This window comes from Treponema sp. R8-4-B8, assembly GCF_054786175.1.
This window is the reverse complement of sequence record NZ_BDHE01000007.1, coordinates 44725-64797: the sequence shown is the minus strand read 5'-3', so window position 1 is coordinate 64797 and position 20073 is coordinate 44725. Positions and strand designations below refer to the sequence as shown.

At 43.9% G+C, this 20073-nt stretch carries 13 protein-coding genes; 11 read left to right on the top strand and 2 right to left on the bottom strand.

Annotated features, from left to right (window positions below):
- Positions 1-268: 268 nt before the first annotated feature.
- Complete coding sequence (locus ACYVRA_RS02420; RefSeq protein ID WP_461251157.1) at positions 269-604, top strand: hypothetical protein; 336 nt, start codon at positions 269-271, stop codon at positions 602-604.
- A gap of 173 nt (positions 605-777) precedes the next feature.
- On the opposite strand, the gene ACYVRA_RS02415 is transcribed toward ACYVRA_RS02420, so the two are convergent.
- The gene (locus tag ACYVRA_RS02415) at positions 778-2247 is read right to left on the bottom strand and encodes a class I SAM-dependent rRNA methyltransferase (protein ID WP_461251156.1); all 1470 of its coding nucleotides are present in this window, start codon (positions 2245-2247) and stop codon (positions 778-780) included.
- 254 nt (positions 2248-2501) lie between these two features.
- On the opposite strand from ACYVRA_RS02415, the gene ACYVRA_RS02410 reads away from it, so the two are divergent.
- The 6 genes from ACYVRA_RS02410 to ACYVRA_RS02385 all read left to right on the top strand — a co-directional run bounded on the left by ACYVRA_RS02410 (position 2502) and on the right by ACYVRA_RS02385 (position 12377).
- Positions 2502-4763 (top strand): histidine kinase N-terminal 7TM domain-containing protein, encoded by a 2262-nt coding sequence (locus tag ACYVRA_RS02410; RefSeq protein WP_461251155.1) that lies wholly within the window; start codon positions 2502-2504, stop codon positions 4761-4763.
- A 63-nt stretch (positions 4764-4826) separates the two neighbouring features.
- Complete coding sequence (locus ACYVRA_RS02405; RefSeq protein ID WP_461251154.1) at positions 4827-5879, top strand: carbamoyl phosphate synthase small subunit; 1053 nt, start codon at positions 4827-4829, stop codon at positions 5877-5879.
- The gene (locus tag ACYVRA_RS02400) at positions 5876-7084 is read left to right on the top strand and encodes an EAL domain-containing protein (RefSeq protein WP_461251153.1); all 1209 of its coding nucleotides are present in this window, start codon (positions 5876-5878) and stop codon (positions 7082-7084) included. Before ACYVRA_RS02405 ends, ACYVRA_RS02400 begins: the two co-directional genes overlap by 4 nt.
- Complete coding sequence (locus tag ACYVRA_RS02395; protein ID WP_461251152.1) at positions 7071-9644, top strand: PEP/pyruvate-binding domain-containing protein; 2574 nt, start codon at positions 7071-7073, stop codon at positions 9642-9644. Before ACYVRA_RS02400 ends, ACYVRA_RS02395 begins: the two co-directional genes overlap by 14 nt.
- On the top strand, positions 9644-11068 hold the full coding sequence (gene carB / locus ACYVRA_RS02390) for a carbamoyl-phosphate synthase large subunit (RefSeq protein ID WP_461251151.1): 1425 nt from the start codon (positions 9644-9646) through the stop codon (positions 11066-11068). Before ACYVRA_RS02395 ends, carB (ACYVRA_RS02390) begins: the two co-directional genes overlap by 1 nt.
- A gap of 97 nt (positions 11069-11165) precedes the next feature.
- Positions 11166-12377: a hypothetical protein gene (locus ACYVRA_RS02385; protein ID WP_461251150.1), complete on the top strand. Its 1212-nt coding sequence runs from the start codon at positions 11166-11168 to the stop codon at positions 12375-12377.
- 141 nt (positions 12378-12518) lie between these two features.
- Here the strand turns inward: ACYVRA_RS02385 and ACYVRA_RS02380 are convergent, their stop codons facing one another.
- Positions 12519-12785, bottom strand: a complete 267-nt coding sequence (locus ACYVRA_RS02380) for a hypothetical protein (RefSeq protein WP_461251149.1) — start codon at positions 12783-12785, stop codon at positions 12519-12521.
- A 480-nt stretch (positions 12786-13265) separates the two neighbouring features.
- On the opposite strand from ACYVRA_RS02380, the gene carB (ACYVRA_RS02375) reads away from it, so the two are divergent.
- The 4 genes from carB (ACYVRA_RS02375) (at position 13266) to ACYVRA_RS02360 (ending at position 20033) form a co-directional block, all read left to right on the top strand.
- Complete coding sequence (gene carB / locus ACYVRA_RS02375) at positions 13266-15833, top strand: carbamoyl-phosphate synthase large subunit (protein WP_461251148.1); 2568 nt, start codon at positions 13266-13268, stop codon at positions 15831-15833.
- A 114-nt stretch (positions 15834-15947) separates the two neighbouring features.
- Positions 15948-17624 (top strand): TDE2508 family outer membrane beta-barrel protein, encoded by a 1677-nt coding sequence (locus tag ACYVRA_RS02370; RefSeq protein WP_461251147.1) that lies wholly within the window; start codon positions 15948-15950, stop codon positions 17622-17624.
- 18 nt (positions 17625-17642) lie between these two features.
- Entirely contained in the window at positions 17643-19223 is a 1581-nt protein-coding gene (locus ACYVRA_RS02365) for a hypothetical protein (protein WP_461251146.1), read from the top strand.
- Positions 19224-19637: 414 nt separating this feature from the next.
- Complete coding sequence (locus ACYVRA_RS02360; protein WP_461251145.1) at positions 19638-20033, top strand: GxxExxY protein; 396 nt, start codon at positions 19638-19640, stop codon at positions 20031-20033.
- Positions 20034-20073: the final 40 nt, after the last annotated feature.

Below are 20073 nucleotides of genomic sequence, written 5' to 3'. Positions count from 1 at the left end.
TTTGTCCGGTATTTTATCGTGAAGCCTACCGAACTGCCTTTTCCTTTCTTATTTCTTCTTTTGTTTTTGACATTAAAGTTTTTTTTGTCAATCTGAATAGGAAATGCTACAATTTCTTGTTGGTTATTTATTGTAAAAAAAATTTTTTTGTGTTATATTATTGTTTAGAAGAGGAACAAATTTATCTTTACAAAAGAAAACATTGTTTTTCAACAATTTAACAGATTGCCAGTATAGGTACGAAATATAATTGTTTTGGAGGTTTGGTATGAGAAAACAATATTTATTTTTAATAGTTCTGGTGGCGGCGTTACTGCTGGGCTCATGCGATTTATTTAAAAAAGGCGGGTCTATTGAAGTAACCAACCAAGCGGGTGATCCTATTACTAACCAAAATCTTGTTATCATTGTCAAAGGAGCAGAGTTTTTACAAGCGATTGAAGATATTAAGAATAATAAAGGAACACAAATGTATAAAGGAAATAAAAAAACATTTACTTATGATGAAGACGGAGTTTATACTGTTGTCGCTTTATTTCCAGATTTATTTCATGAAACAGTTACTTTGTTAGGGGGCGGTATTCAAAGGGTAACGATTAAATAACCTGTCATGAATAATAGCCCTGTTTTTAATTAGAAAATTGCGGGTTAATACGGAATATGCAGTCGAAGGCGCAACGCAAAGGAGGCGCACCAAAGGCTGTGAAAATGATTCTATTCCGTGTTAACCCGATTTATTTACTTTATTTAATAAACATTAATATTTTATTCTTCGCGTTAAATCACCCGAAAAAACCCGCACTTCAGATACAATGACTCGTCATAGCCAATAAGCACTTGGTGATCTTTTGCCTGAAAACGGAAATCAAGCTGTACAAGACGGCGCCCAGCGTCTGCGGCGGCTTCGGCGATCATGCGTTTAAAGAGAATTTCGTCCATCGCCTGACTGCACGAGCAGGTTATAAAGACGCCGCCTGAGCGGACAAGTTTGATCGCGCGCAGATTTATTTCCTTATAGCCGCGCAGGGCTTCTTCAAGAGAGCTTCGCGATTTAGCGAATGCGGGCGGATCGAGTATTACCATGTCAAATTGCTCCTTGCGCCGCGCTAAATTACGCAATTCGTCAAAAACATTCGCCTCGACTGTTGTTACGCGATCTGCCGCTCCATGCAGCGCGGCGTTCTTTCGCGCCGTTTCAAGCGCCGCCTGCGATACGTCAAGCATGGTGAGCTTTTCCGCCGCCCTCAGCGCGTGAAGGCCGAAGCCGCCTGTGTAAGAACATGCGTCAAGGATACTTAGTTCCGCTCCTGTCTCTTTTTGCAGCATGGACGCGTATTTGCCCGTAAGCAGGTGGTTATCCCGTTGATCCAGAAAAAAACCCGTTTTTTGCCCTTGGGGCAAATCCACGATAAAAGGCAAGTCTCCTTCAAAAATGACAATCCCTGTTTCGGGGAATGTTCCCTGCAATACGCCTTCGCGCAACGGAAGCCCTTCCAACTCGCGGACATGGGCGGCGGATTTTTCGTAAATGCCGCAAAGAGCGCCGCTCGGGATAAACGCGGCAGGATACGCCATTGCGCCGGAATTAGCAGTATTTGCCGCGTCATTTTTCGCGTTTGAATCTTTGGCAACCGCCGCGTTGTTTCCCGCGTCCACCGGAACAGAATTAATCGCGTCATTTTTCAGATTTGGCGCGTTGATTATTGTTACAACTTCACGCAGAGCTTCGATTATCATTTCTCTGCGGCAGTCCATTCCCCAGACAAGAAACTGCGCCGAAAGCCAAAAGCGCGGAGAGCCAAGGGCGGCCTTTGCAATATCAAAAGTGACGGGGCGTTGCGCGATGGCGGATTCAATTTCAGATAACGGCCAGCCGGTAAAGCAGTCGATGATAAGGCCTGGTAAAAAATCAGCCTCAGCAAAGACAAGCCGCGCCGATTCAACGGAAAGATCGCGGAAAAACAAGCGCCTAATAACCGCTTCGCGGATACGCCGTTTAAAAAAGCCTTTGTCGATTCCCTCTTTTGAAGGGCTGTATATTCGCGCCGTAATTTTTGAGTTTGGGTTTACTATCGCCCTGCCTAAATATTTTTTGCGGCTGCTTTCGACATCGGCGCATTCGCCGGGAATAAGCTGCGCCTGTTCCTTGCCCTCCAGCACGCTGTCAATTTCATTGCCATATACCCAAGGGTGCCCTAGAAGAATACGCTCTTCCTCGCCCGGTTTTAAAATTATTCGTTTCAACATTTCTTTAATTCCTTTTTTATTAGAGTTATTCGGAAACTTCAGTTTCCGAATAACTTCTTTATAAAATGCAGTTTTGAGGCTTAGCCTCAAAACTGCAAGGGTTGTGAGGGAACCAACCGGGTTCCCTCACAACCCTATTGTACAATATAAATATACATAAAAGAATATAAATATAGTTTTTGTTAAATCTCACGCTTGAACATAATTGGGTGTTTTTTGTTCAATAGTTTGTGCTATATCTAAATATAGCCATTATGTGGATAGAAGCTGTAATATTTGTAACATCTCTTGTTTTCAGCGCCGTCATCGTATATATACTATGCTTTTTGTGGTTTGGCGATACAAGAAACCGCCGTTCGGTAAGTTTTTTTTGTTTGGGTATCTTTGTCATCTTTTGGACGCTTCTAAACGCGATTTCCATTATTTCAGCCGAAAAATTTTTTCCTTTTATTTATACTCTGCGTATTTGCTTTGTCTGTATTATTCCATTCAGCGTATTTTGGTTTATCCTTAACTTCGCGCATATAAGGACTTTTAAATACAGGTTTGCCCTGCCTGTTATCTGCGTATTTCCAGCCTTGGATATTCTGTTTATGATAACCAATCCTTTGCATCATTTAATGTTTCCTGATTATACGTTTCCCGTTCCTACGCGGGGGCCTTTCTTTTGGATACACACGATTGTAGATTTTTCTGTGGTGCTTCTTTCTTTTATTGTTCTTGTCCGGTATGTTCTTAAACGCGCCAGGGATGAACCTCTTGTAATTATCACCGTATTTGGGATGTTTCTTCCCTATATTTTGAATATTTTGTATACCACAGAAATTCAACGCTTTATCCCTTATGACATAACCCCTCTGGGATTTTTTATTACTTTCATGCTTTTTGCGATTACGTCTTACAAATCGCAGCTTTTAAACATAAAAGCTTTAACCATGAACAATATTTACGCCCTCATCAAGGACGCGATTCTTGTTTTTGACGAACAGAACCGTATAATGGACACGAACCCCGCCGCGCTAATGGCCTTTCCATGTTTTTCATTTGATACCAGTCAAAGCACGCTGGAAAAATTTTTTGCCCATTTACGGGAGCAGAACGCCGAATGTACGCCGAATGATTTTCTTGAACAGCTAAAAAAAGGGGATACTGAACGAAGCGGAGAGGTCAAACTGTTCCTAAAAGACGGACAAATAAGAACTTTTATGGTAACCCTTAAAACAATAATGGTTAGAAAAAAACCTAAGGGTTACATCCTTTTCATGTCAGACGTAAGCGTTTACCGTTCCATGATTTATGAAATAAATATACAAAATGCCCGATTGGCGGAACTTCGCAAAGAAGCGGAAGCGGCGTCAATGGCAAAGAGCGCTTTTCTCGCTAACATGAGCCATGAAATACGCACTCCCCTTAACGCGGTGATTGGCATGGCGCTTATCGCCCAAAAAAACGCTGAAACGCAAAAAACATTGTCGGCAATTAAAGAGATAGAGACCGCTTCCGTGCATCTTTTAGGATTACTGAACAATGTGCTTGATATGTCAAAAATAGAGTCCGGCAAATTTGAACTTGTCAATGAACTTTTCTCATTAAGAAACGCGATGGATGAGGTTGTAAAACTTATAACCCTTCGCTGCGCGGAAAAAAACATTCGTCTGGAAACTAATTTTGAAAATATTAAGAATTACCGCGTTATAGGGGACAAATTAAGACTCAACCAAATACTGATAAACCTTTTGGGAAACGCCGTAAAATTTACCCCAAAAGACAGCGCGGTAATTTTTTCTTTGAATGTGCCGGAAGAAAATGCAGAGACTGTAAAAGTGCGATTTACAATTTCAGATAACGGTATTGGAATGTCCGAGGAACAGATAGGAAAGCTTTTTAAATCTTTCAGTCAGGCTGATTCCGCTATTTTTAACCAGTACGGCGGAACCGGACTTGGGCTTTCCATCAGTCAGAGTCTGGCGGAAATGATGGGCGGGCATATCACGGTAAAAAGCAAACTTGGCGAAGGCTCGACATTTGAATTTACGCTGTGTTTCCCGATAGCTGAAGAAAAAGAAGAGAAGAGCGTTATAGAAATTATGCCCAATCTTCGCGGCAAGCGCATACTTATTGTGGAAGACGTGGAAATAAACCGTTTTATTTTAACGGAACTTCTCGCGGACACCAACGCTGAAATTGACGAGGCCCAGGACGGAAAGGCTGCCGTCGCCCTTTATTGCGGAAAGCCGCAAAACTATTACGATCTTATTTTCATGGACATACAGATGCCCATAATGGACGGTTATGAGTCCACCCGGCAAATCAGGGCTATTGAAGCCGAAATGATAAAAAATGAAGTGGCTCAAAACGGTAAAAATCCGTATAAACAAACGCGCATTGTTGCCATGACAGCTAACGCATACAAAGAAGACATTGAAAAAGCCCTAGCCTCAGGCATGGACGGCCATCTTTCAAAACCCATAGACATCAACGCAGTAATGCATACCCTCGCGGGAATACTTGAGTAACAAATCAGTAACCTTGACAAATATTTCGTAAAATGGCATTATTCACCAAATAAGGGACAAGAAATGACCGCGTATTTAGTTCTGGAAAACGGCACTGTAATGAAAGGCGAATATTTTGGCGCTCAGGGGGAAATCACAGGGGAAGTCGTTTTTGCTACCGGCATGACCGGCTATTTGGAGACTTTGACCGATCAGAGCTATTACGGGCAGATTGTCCTGCAAACTTTTCCCCTGATTGGAAATTACGGAGTTATTCCCGCCGATTTTGAAAGCGCCAATGTCGGGGCAAGAGCGTATATTGTCAAACATCCTTGCAAAAACCCGTCCAACTTCCGGTGCGAGGGCACTCTTGACTCTTTTTTAAAGGAGCGCGGCATTACTGGATTATACGGAATTGACACGAGGGCGCTTACAAGAATCATTCGTGAAAACGGCGTTATGAACGGAAAAATCACGGCGGCGCCTCCCACAGAAGCCGATATCGCGGAAACAAAAGCGTATTCTATTAAAAACGCCGTCGCCGCCGTATCATCGCGAACTGTTACAAAAACCCCGCCGAAAAATTCGCAGGTAAAAAAGCGCGTGGCTCTGATGGATTTTGGCGCGAAGAGGGGGATAGCGAATGCGCTTGCGGCGCGAGGCTGCGAGGTGTGGTCTTTTCCGCATGACACTAGCGCTCAGGAAATACTGAAAATAGAACCGGACGGGATTATGCTCAGTAACGGTCCTGGAGACCCGGCGGAAAGCGCCAATAACGGAATTATAGAGACGCTGCGTATTTTGCAAAAAAGCGGCGTAACAATTTTCGGCATTTGCCTGGGACACCAACTGCTGGCGCTGGCAAACGGCTATTCAACGCGCAAACTTAAATTCGGTCATCGCGGGGCAAACCAGCCTGTTAAAGAATTGGCGAGCGGGCGCGTTTACATTACAAGTCAAAATCACGGATACGCTGTTGTCGCGGATAACGGTTCGTTTGTGAACGTGAACGACGGCACTTGCGAGGGTATGGATTACGGCGGATGTTTTTCCGTGCAGTTTCACCCAGAAGCGTGCGGCGGGCCGCTTGATACCTCTTTTTTATTTGACCGTTTTATAGATAGGATGAAAAAATGAATTTAACAGCCGACAATGTAATCGCCTACTTTCAGCCGATTCTTTCAGCCGATTCAAATAACGTATACGCCTTTGAAGTTTTAGGGCGCTATATTGACGATGACGGAGCGGTAAATTCTTTAGGTCCTTTTTTTATGGACCCAGATATATCGCATGAAGAAGCGCTTAGGGTGGACAGAATAGTAAGAAGATACGCCATGAAAAAATACGCCGAAGAAAAGCGAAACGAATATCTGTTTATCAATATCAGATTGGCGTGGCTCCTGCCGTTTTTGCAAAAGCCGGAAGACATGATAACTTTGCAATGGGCGAAAGAATTCGGCATTCCCAATGACAGGCTGGTTATAGAAATTACTGAAGAGGATTTTAACGCAAACGAGGAATACCTTCGCGCCATTGTCCACTACAAAAAAGCCGGTTGCAGAATAGCGCTTGACGATTACGGAAAGGAAGCCAGCAATATTGACAGATTGGCAAAGCTTCAGCCTGACATTATAAAAATAAATATTGACTATATTCATAACAGCGAAAAGTCTTATCATTACCGCGAGTATTTGCGCGCTATGGCCGTCTTCGCCGATTCCGTAGGCATCGAAGTTCTGCATGAAGGAGTTGAGACCGAGCGCCAGCTTGATATTTGCATTTCCTCAAAGGGAAGGTTTTATCAGGGGTTCCTGCTCGCGGCTCCCCAAGCGTCCATGAGCGATCCGGTTGTCAACTCGTTTGTTTTTTCCGCGTTAATCGCAACCGCTTATAATACGATACAAAACAGGACTGCCGACGCGGAATCCCTAAAAAATTCCCTTGATATTCAAATTGAGCGTTTCTTTCTTGAAAACCCGTTCGATAACGAAAAGATAAACGACGACGAATACCTTATTAAACTTTTCAGCGAATTAAAGGATGTAATACGGGTTTACCTGTGCAATAAAAAAGGCGTCCAGCTTTCCAATAACATCGAGCGAAAATCGGGTGATATTGTATGCCGCGATTATAAAAATAAAAACTGGGCCTGGCGCGGATTTTTTCATGAAACAATAAAGGCCATTATCCGAGGCAGAAAAAGCTGCCTGTCAAACCCGTACCGTGATTTTACGACAAAAGAAAAAATATGCACTTATTGTTACGCGATAACCGACGATATATTCTTATTCGCGGATATGATAAAAGCTCCCGAGGAGGTGAACGATTATGCCGTTAGATAGAAGAGTAAGCTCAGGAATGCCCGGTCTTGATCAGGCTATTGACATGTTTAGGTTAGGTGATAATGTGGTTTGGCAGGTACAGTCCATAGAAGATTATCTCCATGTATTGCGCCCGTATATCCGCCAGGCAAAACAGGACAAGCGCAGGATTGTCTACTTTCGGTTCGGAAACCATGAACAGGTAATGGCGGATAACGAACCCTCTATCATGTATCAATTAGATACATCTGAAGGTTTTGAGTTATTCGCCCTTAAAGTTCATGATATTATCGACCGCGAAGGACTAAAGGCTTTCTATGTGTTTGACTGTCTTAGCGACCTTCTAACTAGCTGGAGTTCAGATATGATGGTAGGCAATTTTTTCCGCATAACATGCCCCTTTCTGTTTATACTTGACACTCTGGCTTATTTCGCCATTATCAGGGGCTCCCTCACCCACGACACAATCGCCCGCATAAGGGAAACCACTCAACTTTTAATGGACGTGTACAATGTTGACAATAAATTCTATATTCACCCGCTTAAAGTATGGGAAAGATATTCGCCCACGATGTTTTTTCCCCATTTGATTGACGGCGATGAAGCGGTCACTATTACGTCAAGCGCGGACGCGGCGACCTTGTTTTCACGGGTCAGCAAGGGCGGACAGCCCAGGGATTACTGGCAGATTAAACTTGATCACGCGCGTTCATCCCTTAGCAGCGATGAAAAGTCCCAGGAAGAAATGAAGAAGCTTCTAACAAGCTGGATTATCGGCAAGGAATTACGCATAACAAACCTTATTGACAAATATTTTACGCTTAGGGATATTCTTGATATCGCGGAGAGGGAAATAGGAACGGGTTTTATCGGCGGAAAAAGCGTCGGAATGCTTCTTGCCAGGAAGATTCTGGAGAAAGAAGCCGGTGACATTATGCGAAATCATTGGGAGCCGCACGACTCGTATTATCTGGGTTCAGATATTTTCTACACTTACATCGTGCATAACGGGCTGTGGGATTTGCGGATTAAGCAAAAAACAAACGAAGGGTATTTCACGGTCGCGAAAGAACTTCAGGAAAAGATGCGGCAGGGAAAATTTCCCGATATTATCAGAGAGCAGTTTATACAGATGCTGGAACATTTCGGACAATCACCCATTATAGTCCGATCAAGCTCACTGCGCGAAGACAACTTTGGCAACGCCTTCGCCGGCAAGTACGAAAGCGTCTTCTGCGCCAATCAAGGCACGCCCGAAGAGCGTTACACTGCTTTTGAGCAGGCGGTCCGCACCGTCTACGCCAGCACAATGAACGACGACGCTCTTTCTTACCGCCAGCGAAGAGGCCTTACCAATCAGGATGAGCAGATGGCTATCCTTGTCCAGCGCGTTTCAGGCAACCATTACGACGAATTATTTTTTCCACACATTGCCGGCGTAGGCAATTCCATCAATTTATACGTGTGGGACAAATCAATGAACCCTGAAGCCGGTATGCTGCGGATCGTATTCGGTCTTGGAACCCGCGCCGTTGACCGCGTTTCAGGCGATTACGCGAAAATTGTCCCATTGGACTGTCCGAATAAAGGGCCGCCCGTCAGTTATGGCGATGAAAAAAAGTTTTCCCAGCATAAAGCCGACGTGCTTGACCTTCATAATAACAAATTGTCGGAAGCGCCTCTTGAAAAACTTGCGGACGGCGACTTAAAAACCGATAAAAATATTTTCTTTACTACAGATAACGCGGCCATTAATCGTATGAAAGAACTTAGAATTAACTATACATATACTCCCAGAATACCTGATTTTAAAAAACTTTTAACTGAAACAGGTTTTCCCGAATTTGTCCGCACTGTTCTTTCAACTTTAAGCGCCGCCTATAACTATCCCGTGGATATTGAGTTTACCGCTAATTTTGATCCAAATGGCGATTTCCGTTTTAATCTTCTGCAATGCCGCCCCCTGCAAACAAAAGGTCTTGGCAGGGTTATGGAAGCCCCGCAGCCGAAACAAGAACAAATATTTTTCTCATCCACAGGCGATTTTATGGGAGGCAATATCAGGCTGCATTTTGATTATGTCGTATTTGTCAAGGTGACTGAATATCTTGAGCTGACGGATAATGATAAATATCAGGCGGCGAGAACGGTCGGCCTTATCAATCAGAAGTTAAAAGACAAAACGGTTTTATTAATGGGGCCGGGAAGGTGGGGAACAACTACGCCCTCCCTGGGAGTTCCTGTTCATTTTAGCGAATTATGCAACATGGCGGCCCTGTGCGAAGTATCGTACTTGAAAGCGGGCATAGTGCCTGAGTTGTCTTTTGGCAGCCATTTCTTCCAAGACATTGTGGAGTCTGATATTTTTTACGCCGCCGTTTTTGACGGGGAACCGGGAATCATATTCTGTCCCGATCAAATTTTTTCGCGGGAAAATCTGTTCGCGGAATTATTCCCCGAAGAAAAAAAATGGGAGTCCGTGATACACATAGCGCAAACACCCGGTTTAATTTTACATTCCGATATTACGAACCAAAAACTGCTTATTTATTGGGAGCAAGACACTGAGGATAAACTCTGATGCCTCTCGATAAAAACATAAAAAAAACGATGGTAATTGGCTCAGGCCCGATTGTCATTGGGCAGGCGGCTGAGTTTGATTACGCGGGAACGCAGGCTTGCCGCGTACTGAGGCAGGATGAGATTGAGATTGTCCTTGTCAATTCCAACCCGGCTACCATAATGACAGATAACAACATCGCCGACAAAATCTACATTGAGCCTTTGACTCTTACGACAGTCAAGCGCATTATCGAAAAAGAACGCCCCGACAGCATATTATCCGGCCTAGGCGGGCAGACTGGACTTACTCTCTGCATGCAGCTTGCCCGCGACGGCTTTCTTGAAAAAATGAACGTGCGCCTTCTCGGCTCTTCGCCGCAAACCATCGACAAAGCTGAAGACAGAAAATTGTTCAAGGAGACAATGCAAAGCATCGGCCAGCCCGTGATTCCTTCGGTAATCGCGACAGACGCGCAGACGGCAATTTCTTTCGCCGATGAGATCGGCTACCCTGTCATTGTGCGTCCCGCCTTCACTCTTGGCGGCACCGGCGGCGGCATCGCGGCAAACGAATCACAGCTTAAAGAAATCGCCTCTAACGGGCTGGCTCTCTCGCCGATACATCAGATTCTAACCGAAAAATCCATCACAGGCTGGAAGGAGATCGAGTTTGAAGTGATGCGCGACCGCGTAGGGAACGTAATCACAGTCTGTTCAATGGAAAACTTCGATCCTGTCGGCATACACACGGGCGACAGCATCGTCATCGCTCCCGCCGTTACGCTGGCCGACAAAGAGTATCAAATGCTGCGTTCCGCCGCGTTAAATATTATTTGCGCCCTAGGAGTTGAAGGCGGCTGTAACGTACAATTCGCCCTGCATACCGACAGTTTTGAATACGCGGTCATCGAAGTAAATCCGCGCGTATCGCGCTCCTCCGCTCTAGCGAGCAAGGCGACGGGTTACCCCATCGCGAAAGTCGCGACAAAAATCGCCATTGGCTATACCCTAGACGAGATAATAAACGCCGTCACCGGCAATACATTCGCCGCGTTTGAGCCGACTCTTGACTATGTGGCAGTGAAGTTCCCCAAATGGCCTTTTGACAAATTTGTGTACGCGCAAAAAGAGCTTGGCACCCAGATGAAAGCCACCGGCGAAGTCATGGCGATTGCCGACACTTTTGAGGAAGCGCTTATAAAAGCCGTCCGCGGCGCGGAGATAGGCCTAAACAGCCTTGAAATGCCGCGTCTTGCCGCAAAATCAACCGAAGAAATCCGCGCCCTTCTGAATACGGTAACCGACGAGCGCCTGTTTGTGCTGTACGAGGCGATAAAGCGCGGCATCAGCGTGGATGAGCTTTACGCGATTACTAAGGTAGACCGCTGGTTTTTACATGGTTTGGATAATATCGAAAAAAATATCGAAAAGAGCTCTCACTAAGATCACTAAGGGACAAAGAACACAAAGAAATTTTTGTATTAACTCTTATTGTTTTATTTTTTTAAAGGTGATATATTATATTACATAGGAGGAAAATATGAAAAAATTTCTAGTTATTTTATTGACAGCGTTAACGCTGTTTGCGGGGTGCGACCAAGATGTAACTAATACAATTAATAGTCAGTATGATCTAACCGCACTGGAGGCTAAAATTGCCGAAGCGAATGCGGCAAAAGAAGGGGTACAAGTAGCAACAAGCGCAGGTGAAGTTGCCCAGGGCAGGAAGTGGGTTCTTCAAAGTGATTTGGATACATTTGGAGCGGCAATTCTTGTTGCAGTAGGAATACAAACATTTCCGACTTCTCAAGCGAAAGTGGATAAAGCGGTAGGCGACCTGAGTACGGCAATTGCAATATTTAAAGTACATTTAGGAACGGGAACTAAATCTAGCAATTTTACCCAAGATGATCTTACAGCCCTGATTACCGAGGCAGAAAAAGCACAAGAAACGGTTACAATAAGTAGCAACGGAACAGACGTAATCCCGCAGGAATACTGGGTTACTTCTGCCATTATGACCGCGCTTAATTCTGCGATAAGCACAGCGAAAGGCTCCACTGGGACCCTTGATTCCAGATACACCGGTCTTAATACAGCCCTGAATAGTTTTTATACGAATAAAAAACCAGGAACCGCCACATCATGGCGTTCAATTACAATTACCGGACTAATAAGCTTAGATAAATTTTCCAATGGAACAGAAATCATGGTTGGTCTATTTAATACAAATAATATCATTGGATTAACTCCGCAAATTTCCGGAAGCAGTGTAATAAGTAGCAGCAGGGCAATTGTTACTTTGTACAATAATACAGATGATAATCATACTCTGTGGACAGGGGAAGGTTCGTATTATGTAGGTTTTTTGGCCGACGGAGAAACTTACGTCAGCAAGTCGCAAATTACTTTCAACAGTACCACTCCCAATCCGTCAGCTAAATATTCAGACTTTGGTCCTTATGTTTATGAGTATAATTGCGGTGTTTTAGCCACTGCAATTGGTCAAACCATTCCTTCAACCGGAATAGAACTGAACAGTTTTTGCGTTTTCATGTCTGGAGGAAAAAACTACGTGCAATTATTGGCAAGTGGCGATTTACCCGCACCGTTCTACAAAGTCAAGGAACTCGGCGCACTCCAAGCGTTTACCGGCATTGAAACATTAACAGCAGCTACAATGATCTATACCACTTATGACCTCTCATCGTTAATGTTAGCGGCACAACAACGCCCTGAACAGAATGAATAAGCGAAGAACTACTTAACAACAAGGCGGGCCAAAAGGCTCGCCTTGTTTATTTAAATCCCTCTCCCTTTGTGTTCTTTGTCTCTTTGTGCTCTTGGTGTGAGCTCTTTGCGATAAAAGTCCTATTCCCCACTATCAACTAATCTACAACTGGGCAATAGTCTCCGGAGAGAGGTCGGTGTACTTACTAATCTGAGATACGGGCATATTATCAGCTTTCATTCTTCGCGCGTTTATAATGTTGGCTTCGTAATGGCCTTCCTTATGGCCTTCCCTATGCCCTTCCCTACGGCCTTTGTCTTCCGCGTCTGCTATCCCGCTCCGCCAGTCAAGTTCGCTCTTTATCAGAGTAGTCATTCGCGCATATTCTATTTCGTCTTTAGTGATGTTTATCAAAGTGTCTACAGCCATCGCTATGCCCTCCTCTTGATTGATTATCTTAATAATTTTAGCCCTTTTTTCCTCGTCTGTCAAATATTGGAATTTTTCCAAAGAAATTCACACAAAGAACACTAAGTAAGAGAAGAACACAAAGGGAAGATAAGAGGTTTTTGTCCCTAATCTTATCGTGAAGCCCAAGCTAAGCCTTCGGACAAAAACCCCCTCTTCCTTTGTGTTCTTTGTGATCCTAGTATTCTTTAACAACTAAATATTCCCAAGAATATCCTCTCGCAAAGACGCAGAGGCGCAAAGGCTGTTGTTTGCAGGATATTCGTTTTTCCTTCAAGATTTGTTGTTAAACTAATATATCTAGATCAAAGATGAGCCATCGGACATAAACTTCGCGCCTTTGCGCCTTTGCGAGAGATCTTTTTGTAAATATTTAGATGTTATAGACTAATAGTGAGAACTCTTCTAGAACAACCACCCGAAATATGGTATAAATAAGCTATGACTGCAATTACACCCCTAATATACAAAATGGTAGACACCTGCGGCGGCGAATTTGAAGCTAAAACGCCATATTTCTATTCTATTGAGAACGGTACTGAGAACGAAGCTTTGCCCTTTATTCAAAAGAGCGGCAAACAACGAGTTGTGGTTCTCGGTTCGGGGCCAATCCGTATTGGGCAGGGAATTGAGTTTGACTACGCCTGCGTGCATTGCGTGTGGACGCTGAAAAGTTTAGGATACGAAGTCATCGTAATTAACAACAATCCGGAAACCGTATCTACGGACTTTGACACCGCGGACAGGCTTTATTTTGAGCCGCTGTGCATTGACGACGTGATGAGCATTATTGACATTGAAAAGCCAATCGGAGTTATCGTGGCGTTTGGCGGCGGCACTGCAATCAAGCTGACAAAAAAACTTCACGAGCGCGGCGTGAATATAATTGGCACTTCGGCGGACAGCATAGACATTTGCGAGGACAGACAACGGTTTGACTTACTGCTTGAAAAATTGCAAATCAAACGCCCAAAGGGGTACGGAGTTTTAACGGAAGAAGAAGCGTTGGCCGCCGCCGAAAAATTAGGCTTTCCCGTCCTTATGCGCCCCTCTTATGTGCTTGGCGGACAGAACATGATCATAGCGTTTTCTCAGGACGATATCCGCGAGTATATGGAAATAATTTTGCGTTCAAAACAGGAGAACCCGGTATTAATAGACAAATACCTCGAAGGGCCGGAGATAGAAGTTGACGCCCTATGCGACGGCCGCCCTACACCAGACGGGAAAGGCGGGAACGTGTTAATTCCCGGCATAATGGAACATATCGAGCGCACAGGCATTCATTCAGGTGACAGCATCGCGGTGTATCCCGCCATTAACATAGACGACGCGTTAGCTGAAAGAATTCTTGACGTTACAAAAAAACTGTGCATGGCTTTGGACGTTAAGGGGCTTGTCAATATTCAATATGTTTTTTATGAAAACGACATTTACGTTATCGAAGTCAACCCAAGAGCCTCCCGTACCGTCCCGTATCTTAGCAAGGTTACGGGTATTCCAATGTGCGAGCTTGCCACAAAAATGAGCGTCGGCCAAACATTTTCCGCTCTTGGAGTTTCTCCCGGCATAGGAAAAATACCGCCGTATGTCGCCGTTAAGGTTCCCGTTTTCTCCTTTGAAAAACTTGCCGGAGTTGATACGCATTTAGGCCCTGAAATGAAATCCACGGGCGAAGTTCTAGGCATCGGCAAGAACCTTGAAGAAGCCCTATACAAAGGCCTTATCGCGGCGGGATACAAAATGAAAAAACGGGGCGGAGTGCTTATAACAGTGCGTGACAGCGACAAGGCGGAGATACGGGATGTAGCGGAAAAATTTGTACGCGCCGGATTCTCGCTTTACGCGACTCGTGGAACAACGCGTTATCTAAAGGCGAAAGGTTTCGAGGTTCAGCCGATAGACAAGATATGCGACAATCAGGAAGTCAATACGGAAACACTTTTGGCTGACGGCTCGGTAAGTTACGTGATCTGCACGTCAAAGAAAGGCAGAGACCCGGCGTTAGACGACGTAAAACTCCGCAGGAAAGCCTGTTCTCTCGGCGTACCGTGCCTTACGTCGGTTGATACGGCAAACGCGCTTGCTGACGGTTTGCTTTCCGGGTACAGCGAAATAAATACCGAATTAGTTGACATTAACAACCTGCGGACTAAGCGCATGAAATTGCCGTTTACAAAAATGCAAAGCTGCGGCAATGATTTTATTTACTTTGACTGTTTTAAAACCGAAGGAATTAACTCCCCCGAATCGCTGTCGGTGTTTTTGTCAAACAGGCACAAGGGCGTAGGCGGCGACGGCGTTGTGCTGATATTGCCGCCCTTTTCAGGCGCGGCTGACGCGAAAATGAGGATGTTCAATCTTGACGGCAGCGAGGGCGGCATGAGCGGGAACGCTATCCGCTGCGTGGCAAAATATTTGTACGACAGCGGGCTTGTAAAAAAGCGCGATATGAAAATTGAAACAAAAAGCGGCGTAAAGGAACTCCATCTTTCCACGCGCAACGGTTTAGTATCATCCGTAAAAGTAAACATGGGGCGCGCCGAATTGCGCCCGGAAAACATCCCCGTCAATTTAAAAGGCGATAACGCGATTGCGCGAAAAGTGACCATCGGCGGCGCCGAGTACGAAATCACCTGCGTCTCCATGGGCAATCCCCACGCCGTTGTTTTCTGCAATAACCTTGACGATCTTGACCTAAGCGAAATAGGCCCGTTATTTGAAAACGATCCGCTTTTCCCAGACAGGGTAAACGCGGAATTTGTCAATGTTGTGGGCAGAAACCACTTAAAAATACGCCTTTGGGAACGCGGCAGCGGCGAGACTCAGGCGAGCGGGACAAGCGCCTGCGCTTCCGCGGTAGCCGCAATCCTTAACGGGCACTGCGACAAGGACACCGACATTAAAGTGCGCCTTCCCGGCGGAAACTTAATCATCCGTTATACAGAAGATGTCGTATACATGACCGGCGATTGCGTAAAAGTCTTTGAAGGCACGGTCGAAATATAACGTACTTTTACAGTAAATATATATTGACTTCCGATAAAATATTATGTATATTATTTAACATTAGGGATCTATGTTCTAAAATCTTATGCAAAATTAATTTTTAAGGAGAATCATATGCAAAAAAAGGCTTTAGTTATGGCGTTGACCGCCGTAATGATCTTCGTTTTGTCTATGCCTGTTAAGGCGCAGACAAATACCCCAGCAGCTACCCTTGGTTCGTTATCGTCTAACACCAGTATGGCTACTGCGGGCATCTTTAAAAGTGACGTGGACAATTTTATTAATTACAATAAGTATTCAGGCGTCCTCAAAGACGCTAAATTGTTCAGCTTTTTAACAGGCAGAGCTGACGCGGGAGGCGTGCTAGACGCCGGTTTTGCCTATAATTTCGGCAGTCTCTATTTAGGCGCATGGTACAGGGGCAATATATTTAGGGTAGCTAACACTACTGAAACCCACACCATAACCCCCGTCTGGGACAATGACACCGAAACACTGCATCAGACTACGGAAACTACCTCATATAGCGCGATTAAATGGCAGGAAAGCGCCAACCAGATTGAATTCCTAATAGGCGTTGCGAAACATGGAATTAAGATAGGATTTTTAGAGTGGCTTGCTTCCGACGGGAACCCGGGAACAGGAACCATTACTGTAACTGACTATCTGGATGGACGGATAGACTATCAGAACGCGACTGTTAATTACGAAAGAAGCCAAGGGTATCTGAAGCCGTATCTTGGCTGGGGAGCCAGCATCGCCGTTGGCAGCGCGACACTGATGCCCTATGTTGATCTTGGCTTGCAAATTTACAACAATATATTGGTTGCCAATTCTCAAAATTATACCGAAGTCTACGGGGTAAAACAGAATGTTGTAAGTACTGTCGGAGCGGGAAATAATCAGGGATTACTGCAGCCATACGGAGTAGCTGGTATAAAAATAGACCTTGTCAAAAAGAACACTACCACGCTTGAATTAAAATACGGTTTTGACATGCGCCTGTACAACAACAGCTACGATGCTACCGGATTATCTGGCAATGTTGATGGAACAGTAAGTTGGACTGGGAATGGGTATGTTGACCGCGTGACCGATTATTTTGACCGTACCGAAACTACGACCGATATTAATCTGACTATTACTAAACCGTCTTATATGAAGCATTCAATTACCCCGATATACAAAATAGTAGGCGATCCGGCTGAAAACTTTAAGCTTGGCTTTTCGGCATCAATTCCGGTAACACTTACATCCGAATCCAGATCCAGTTATACTGACCAGTATCAAATCATAAAAAGCGAATATAAAGCGGACAGTTCGATGAACTACGTAGAAACTAAAAGAACCATCTCATATAGTAATCGAGATACTGAAACTTCGTCTCTCAACATAGCGTTGAACCTGAACATGGGCGCAAGCTACAAACTGATCCCAAACCGTTTTACAATCAACGCTGGAATCGGCGCAATTCCGACCGCCTATACCCACAGTGAAATTAAAGGATTACCTAATAGCGTTGACAGCATTGAAATGACTACGACAATAGACGCTTTTGGAAATGTAACAGAAGGAAAGGCGGTAACTCCCACTACCGGTAACAACGGCAATGATTCCATTACTATCACCGAATCCTGGAACCAGTGGTCAGCTAACCTTTACGGCGGTTTTACTTTCTATTTTACTCCAAAAGCCACGTTAGATATGGGCGTAAATTCAAGTATAGGATCGGGAAATGGATTTAACTTGGATCTGGCTACGGTAAACGTAATCTTTACGTTTAAATTTTAATTAAAGGAGGAACATAATATGAAAACAACAATAAAAATTACCGCGTTAACAGCCATTATCGTTTTGGCGATGCTTGCGTGTACGCCGGAAGTTGAACTGACCCAGCGCGATTTCACCGAGATTAGGGACGCAAAAAACCCTAAGTATGATAACGTCAACACTAGCAATCATATACCGGTATTATCCGCCAATACCATTACTTATAAGGCGCCTCCCGACACTCCGACAGAAGCGCAGAGGGAAATAAAAATTACTTTTCCCGTCGAAGCGGATATTTTAAGTAGAGATATAACAACCGCCGCCTTAAAAGAATTTATAAGCATGTATACATTCACTAACGGCACATCTTCATATACCGAAGTAAGTACTAAAGAATCAGATGTAGATTTTGAATTTGTCAGCCGTCATTTAAAAGATGTTACAATCAGATTGACAGCCGTTCCGGATAAAACCTTTGTGATAAAAATTGACGCAACCAAGTACACTTTCGCAAACGGCATAAAATTGGACACTAACGATGACGGAATTGCGGGCGAAGCTGTTTACGATGACGTGTACAGCGCAGTAACGCCCTCCGGCGGCGTTAACAACAAATTTACCGGACCTGAAATAAATATTTCTCTTGATATTATTGCTAAGACAACTTCCACTAACACCGTAACTACCATCCTGACCGAGCAAGACATTTGTATTGCCACTCTTGATTTAGGTTCCTACTCTTCTGCAGATTTAAAATCACAGCAGAAAGCCGTTATTGAAGCTCTAATGTCTAAGATAAAGTTGCAGAAATACGACGCGGCAAGCAAAACATGGGTGGATATGGGATCGGTTAAATCAGTCGATTCCGATACAACCAGCGATGCTGACGGCGATTGGTATCTTGCCGTCAGCGTTACTCCGCAAGACGGGGATATATACCGCGCTTATGCCATCGGCATGAAAAACCTGACAACTGCTGAGAATTTTCTTGACATAAAGCAAAAAATCGCTGTAACTGGCAGTACTAACGCAAGTTACAAAAATTACATGGTCACTTCTGATCCGATAATGTTTTATAACTCAAACAGGCAGTTACAAACAAATTCGCCAGTTGACTACTGCAATGTTAGTTCAGATGCCGATGGGAGAAATGTCAAACTGGAAATTTATTTTAAAAGAATAGATGTAACTACCGGTACGCTTCCAAACACAACTACAACTGAACACTGGCTCAGCGCGTTGGACACCGCTACATTCAATAAAAACGTCAAACTGGCTTATAATTACAGTAACCCTAACAGCAATATCAACAATTTAACTAGCTCTACAAAGTTGGATAATTTTGTATTTCTCCCCATAAAAGACGTAAGTTACGATTCCCGCAACCCTAATAATCTAGACCCGGCGCCGGGAATAAACAGAATAACCATCACTCTTGATCCTTTTTACCAGATAAGCAAAGACAAAAACCGGACAATCAACCTACTTTTGGCGCCCGGCTTTAAGTATAACAACGACCTTATCATCTTCGGCAATCTTACCACAACAGGTTTAAACATCTTCATTGACGGAGTAAACTGCTGGAGAGCTTATGGTCAATTAGGAGGAATAAAGTTGTAACGCACTTTTTTAAAGATTTAAAAAGCCGTCCGTCGCGGGCGGCTTTTTTTTGGAGACGTGAGGCAACTGACACACGAATAGTATTATTCCCAAATTTACTCTCGCAAAGGCGCGAGAGACTGTAGGAAAACCTCGGAAAAGAGGTTCACGCAAAGGCGCGAAGACGCAAAGGGCGCAAAGTTCCTATACGATAGCCCATTATTAACTAAATCTATTAGTTTAACTACAAATATTGAAGGAAAAACGATGATCTTGCGAACAACAACTTTGCGCCTTTGCGTTCTTTGCGTGATATTCTTTGCGAAAAATACTTTTCCTACAGTCTCAGAAGGCGCAAATTGGCAGAGGCATGATTCGAGAGATTATCGTTGAACAAGATATGGTAATTGTTGTATGAATTAGATAGAATTAATTATGGAATTGAATGAAAATGAAATCAGCTCTATCATAGTTGATACTGCCGTAAATTTACATAAAAAATTAGGACCGGGACTGCTGGAAAGCGTTTATGAAGTGATCATAATGAAACTGTTATTTAAAAAAGGTTTATCTGTCCAAAGACAAGTATCTATTCCAATAGAATATGAAGGTGAATATTTTGAGGAAGGGTTTAGAGTAGATTTATTTGTTGAAGGTAAAGTAATAATTGAACTAAAATCAACAGAAAAAATTACAGGCGTACACAAAAAACAATTATTAACTTATTTAAAATTAACCAATACAAAACTTGGTTTTATCTTAAATTTTGGCGCAGAAGTTATGAAAGATGGAATAATAAGAACCGTTAACGGTCTTACAGACCAATCTTGAAGGAAGAACGGTAATCCTACGAACAAAACCCTTTGCGCCT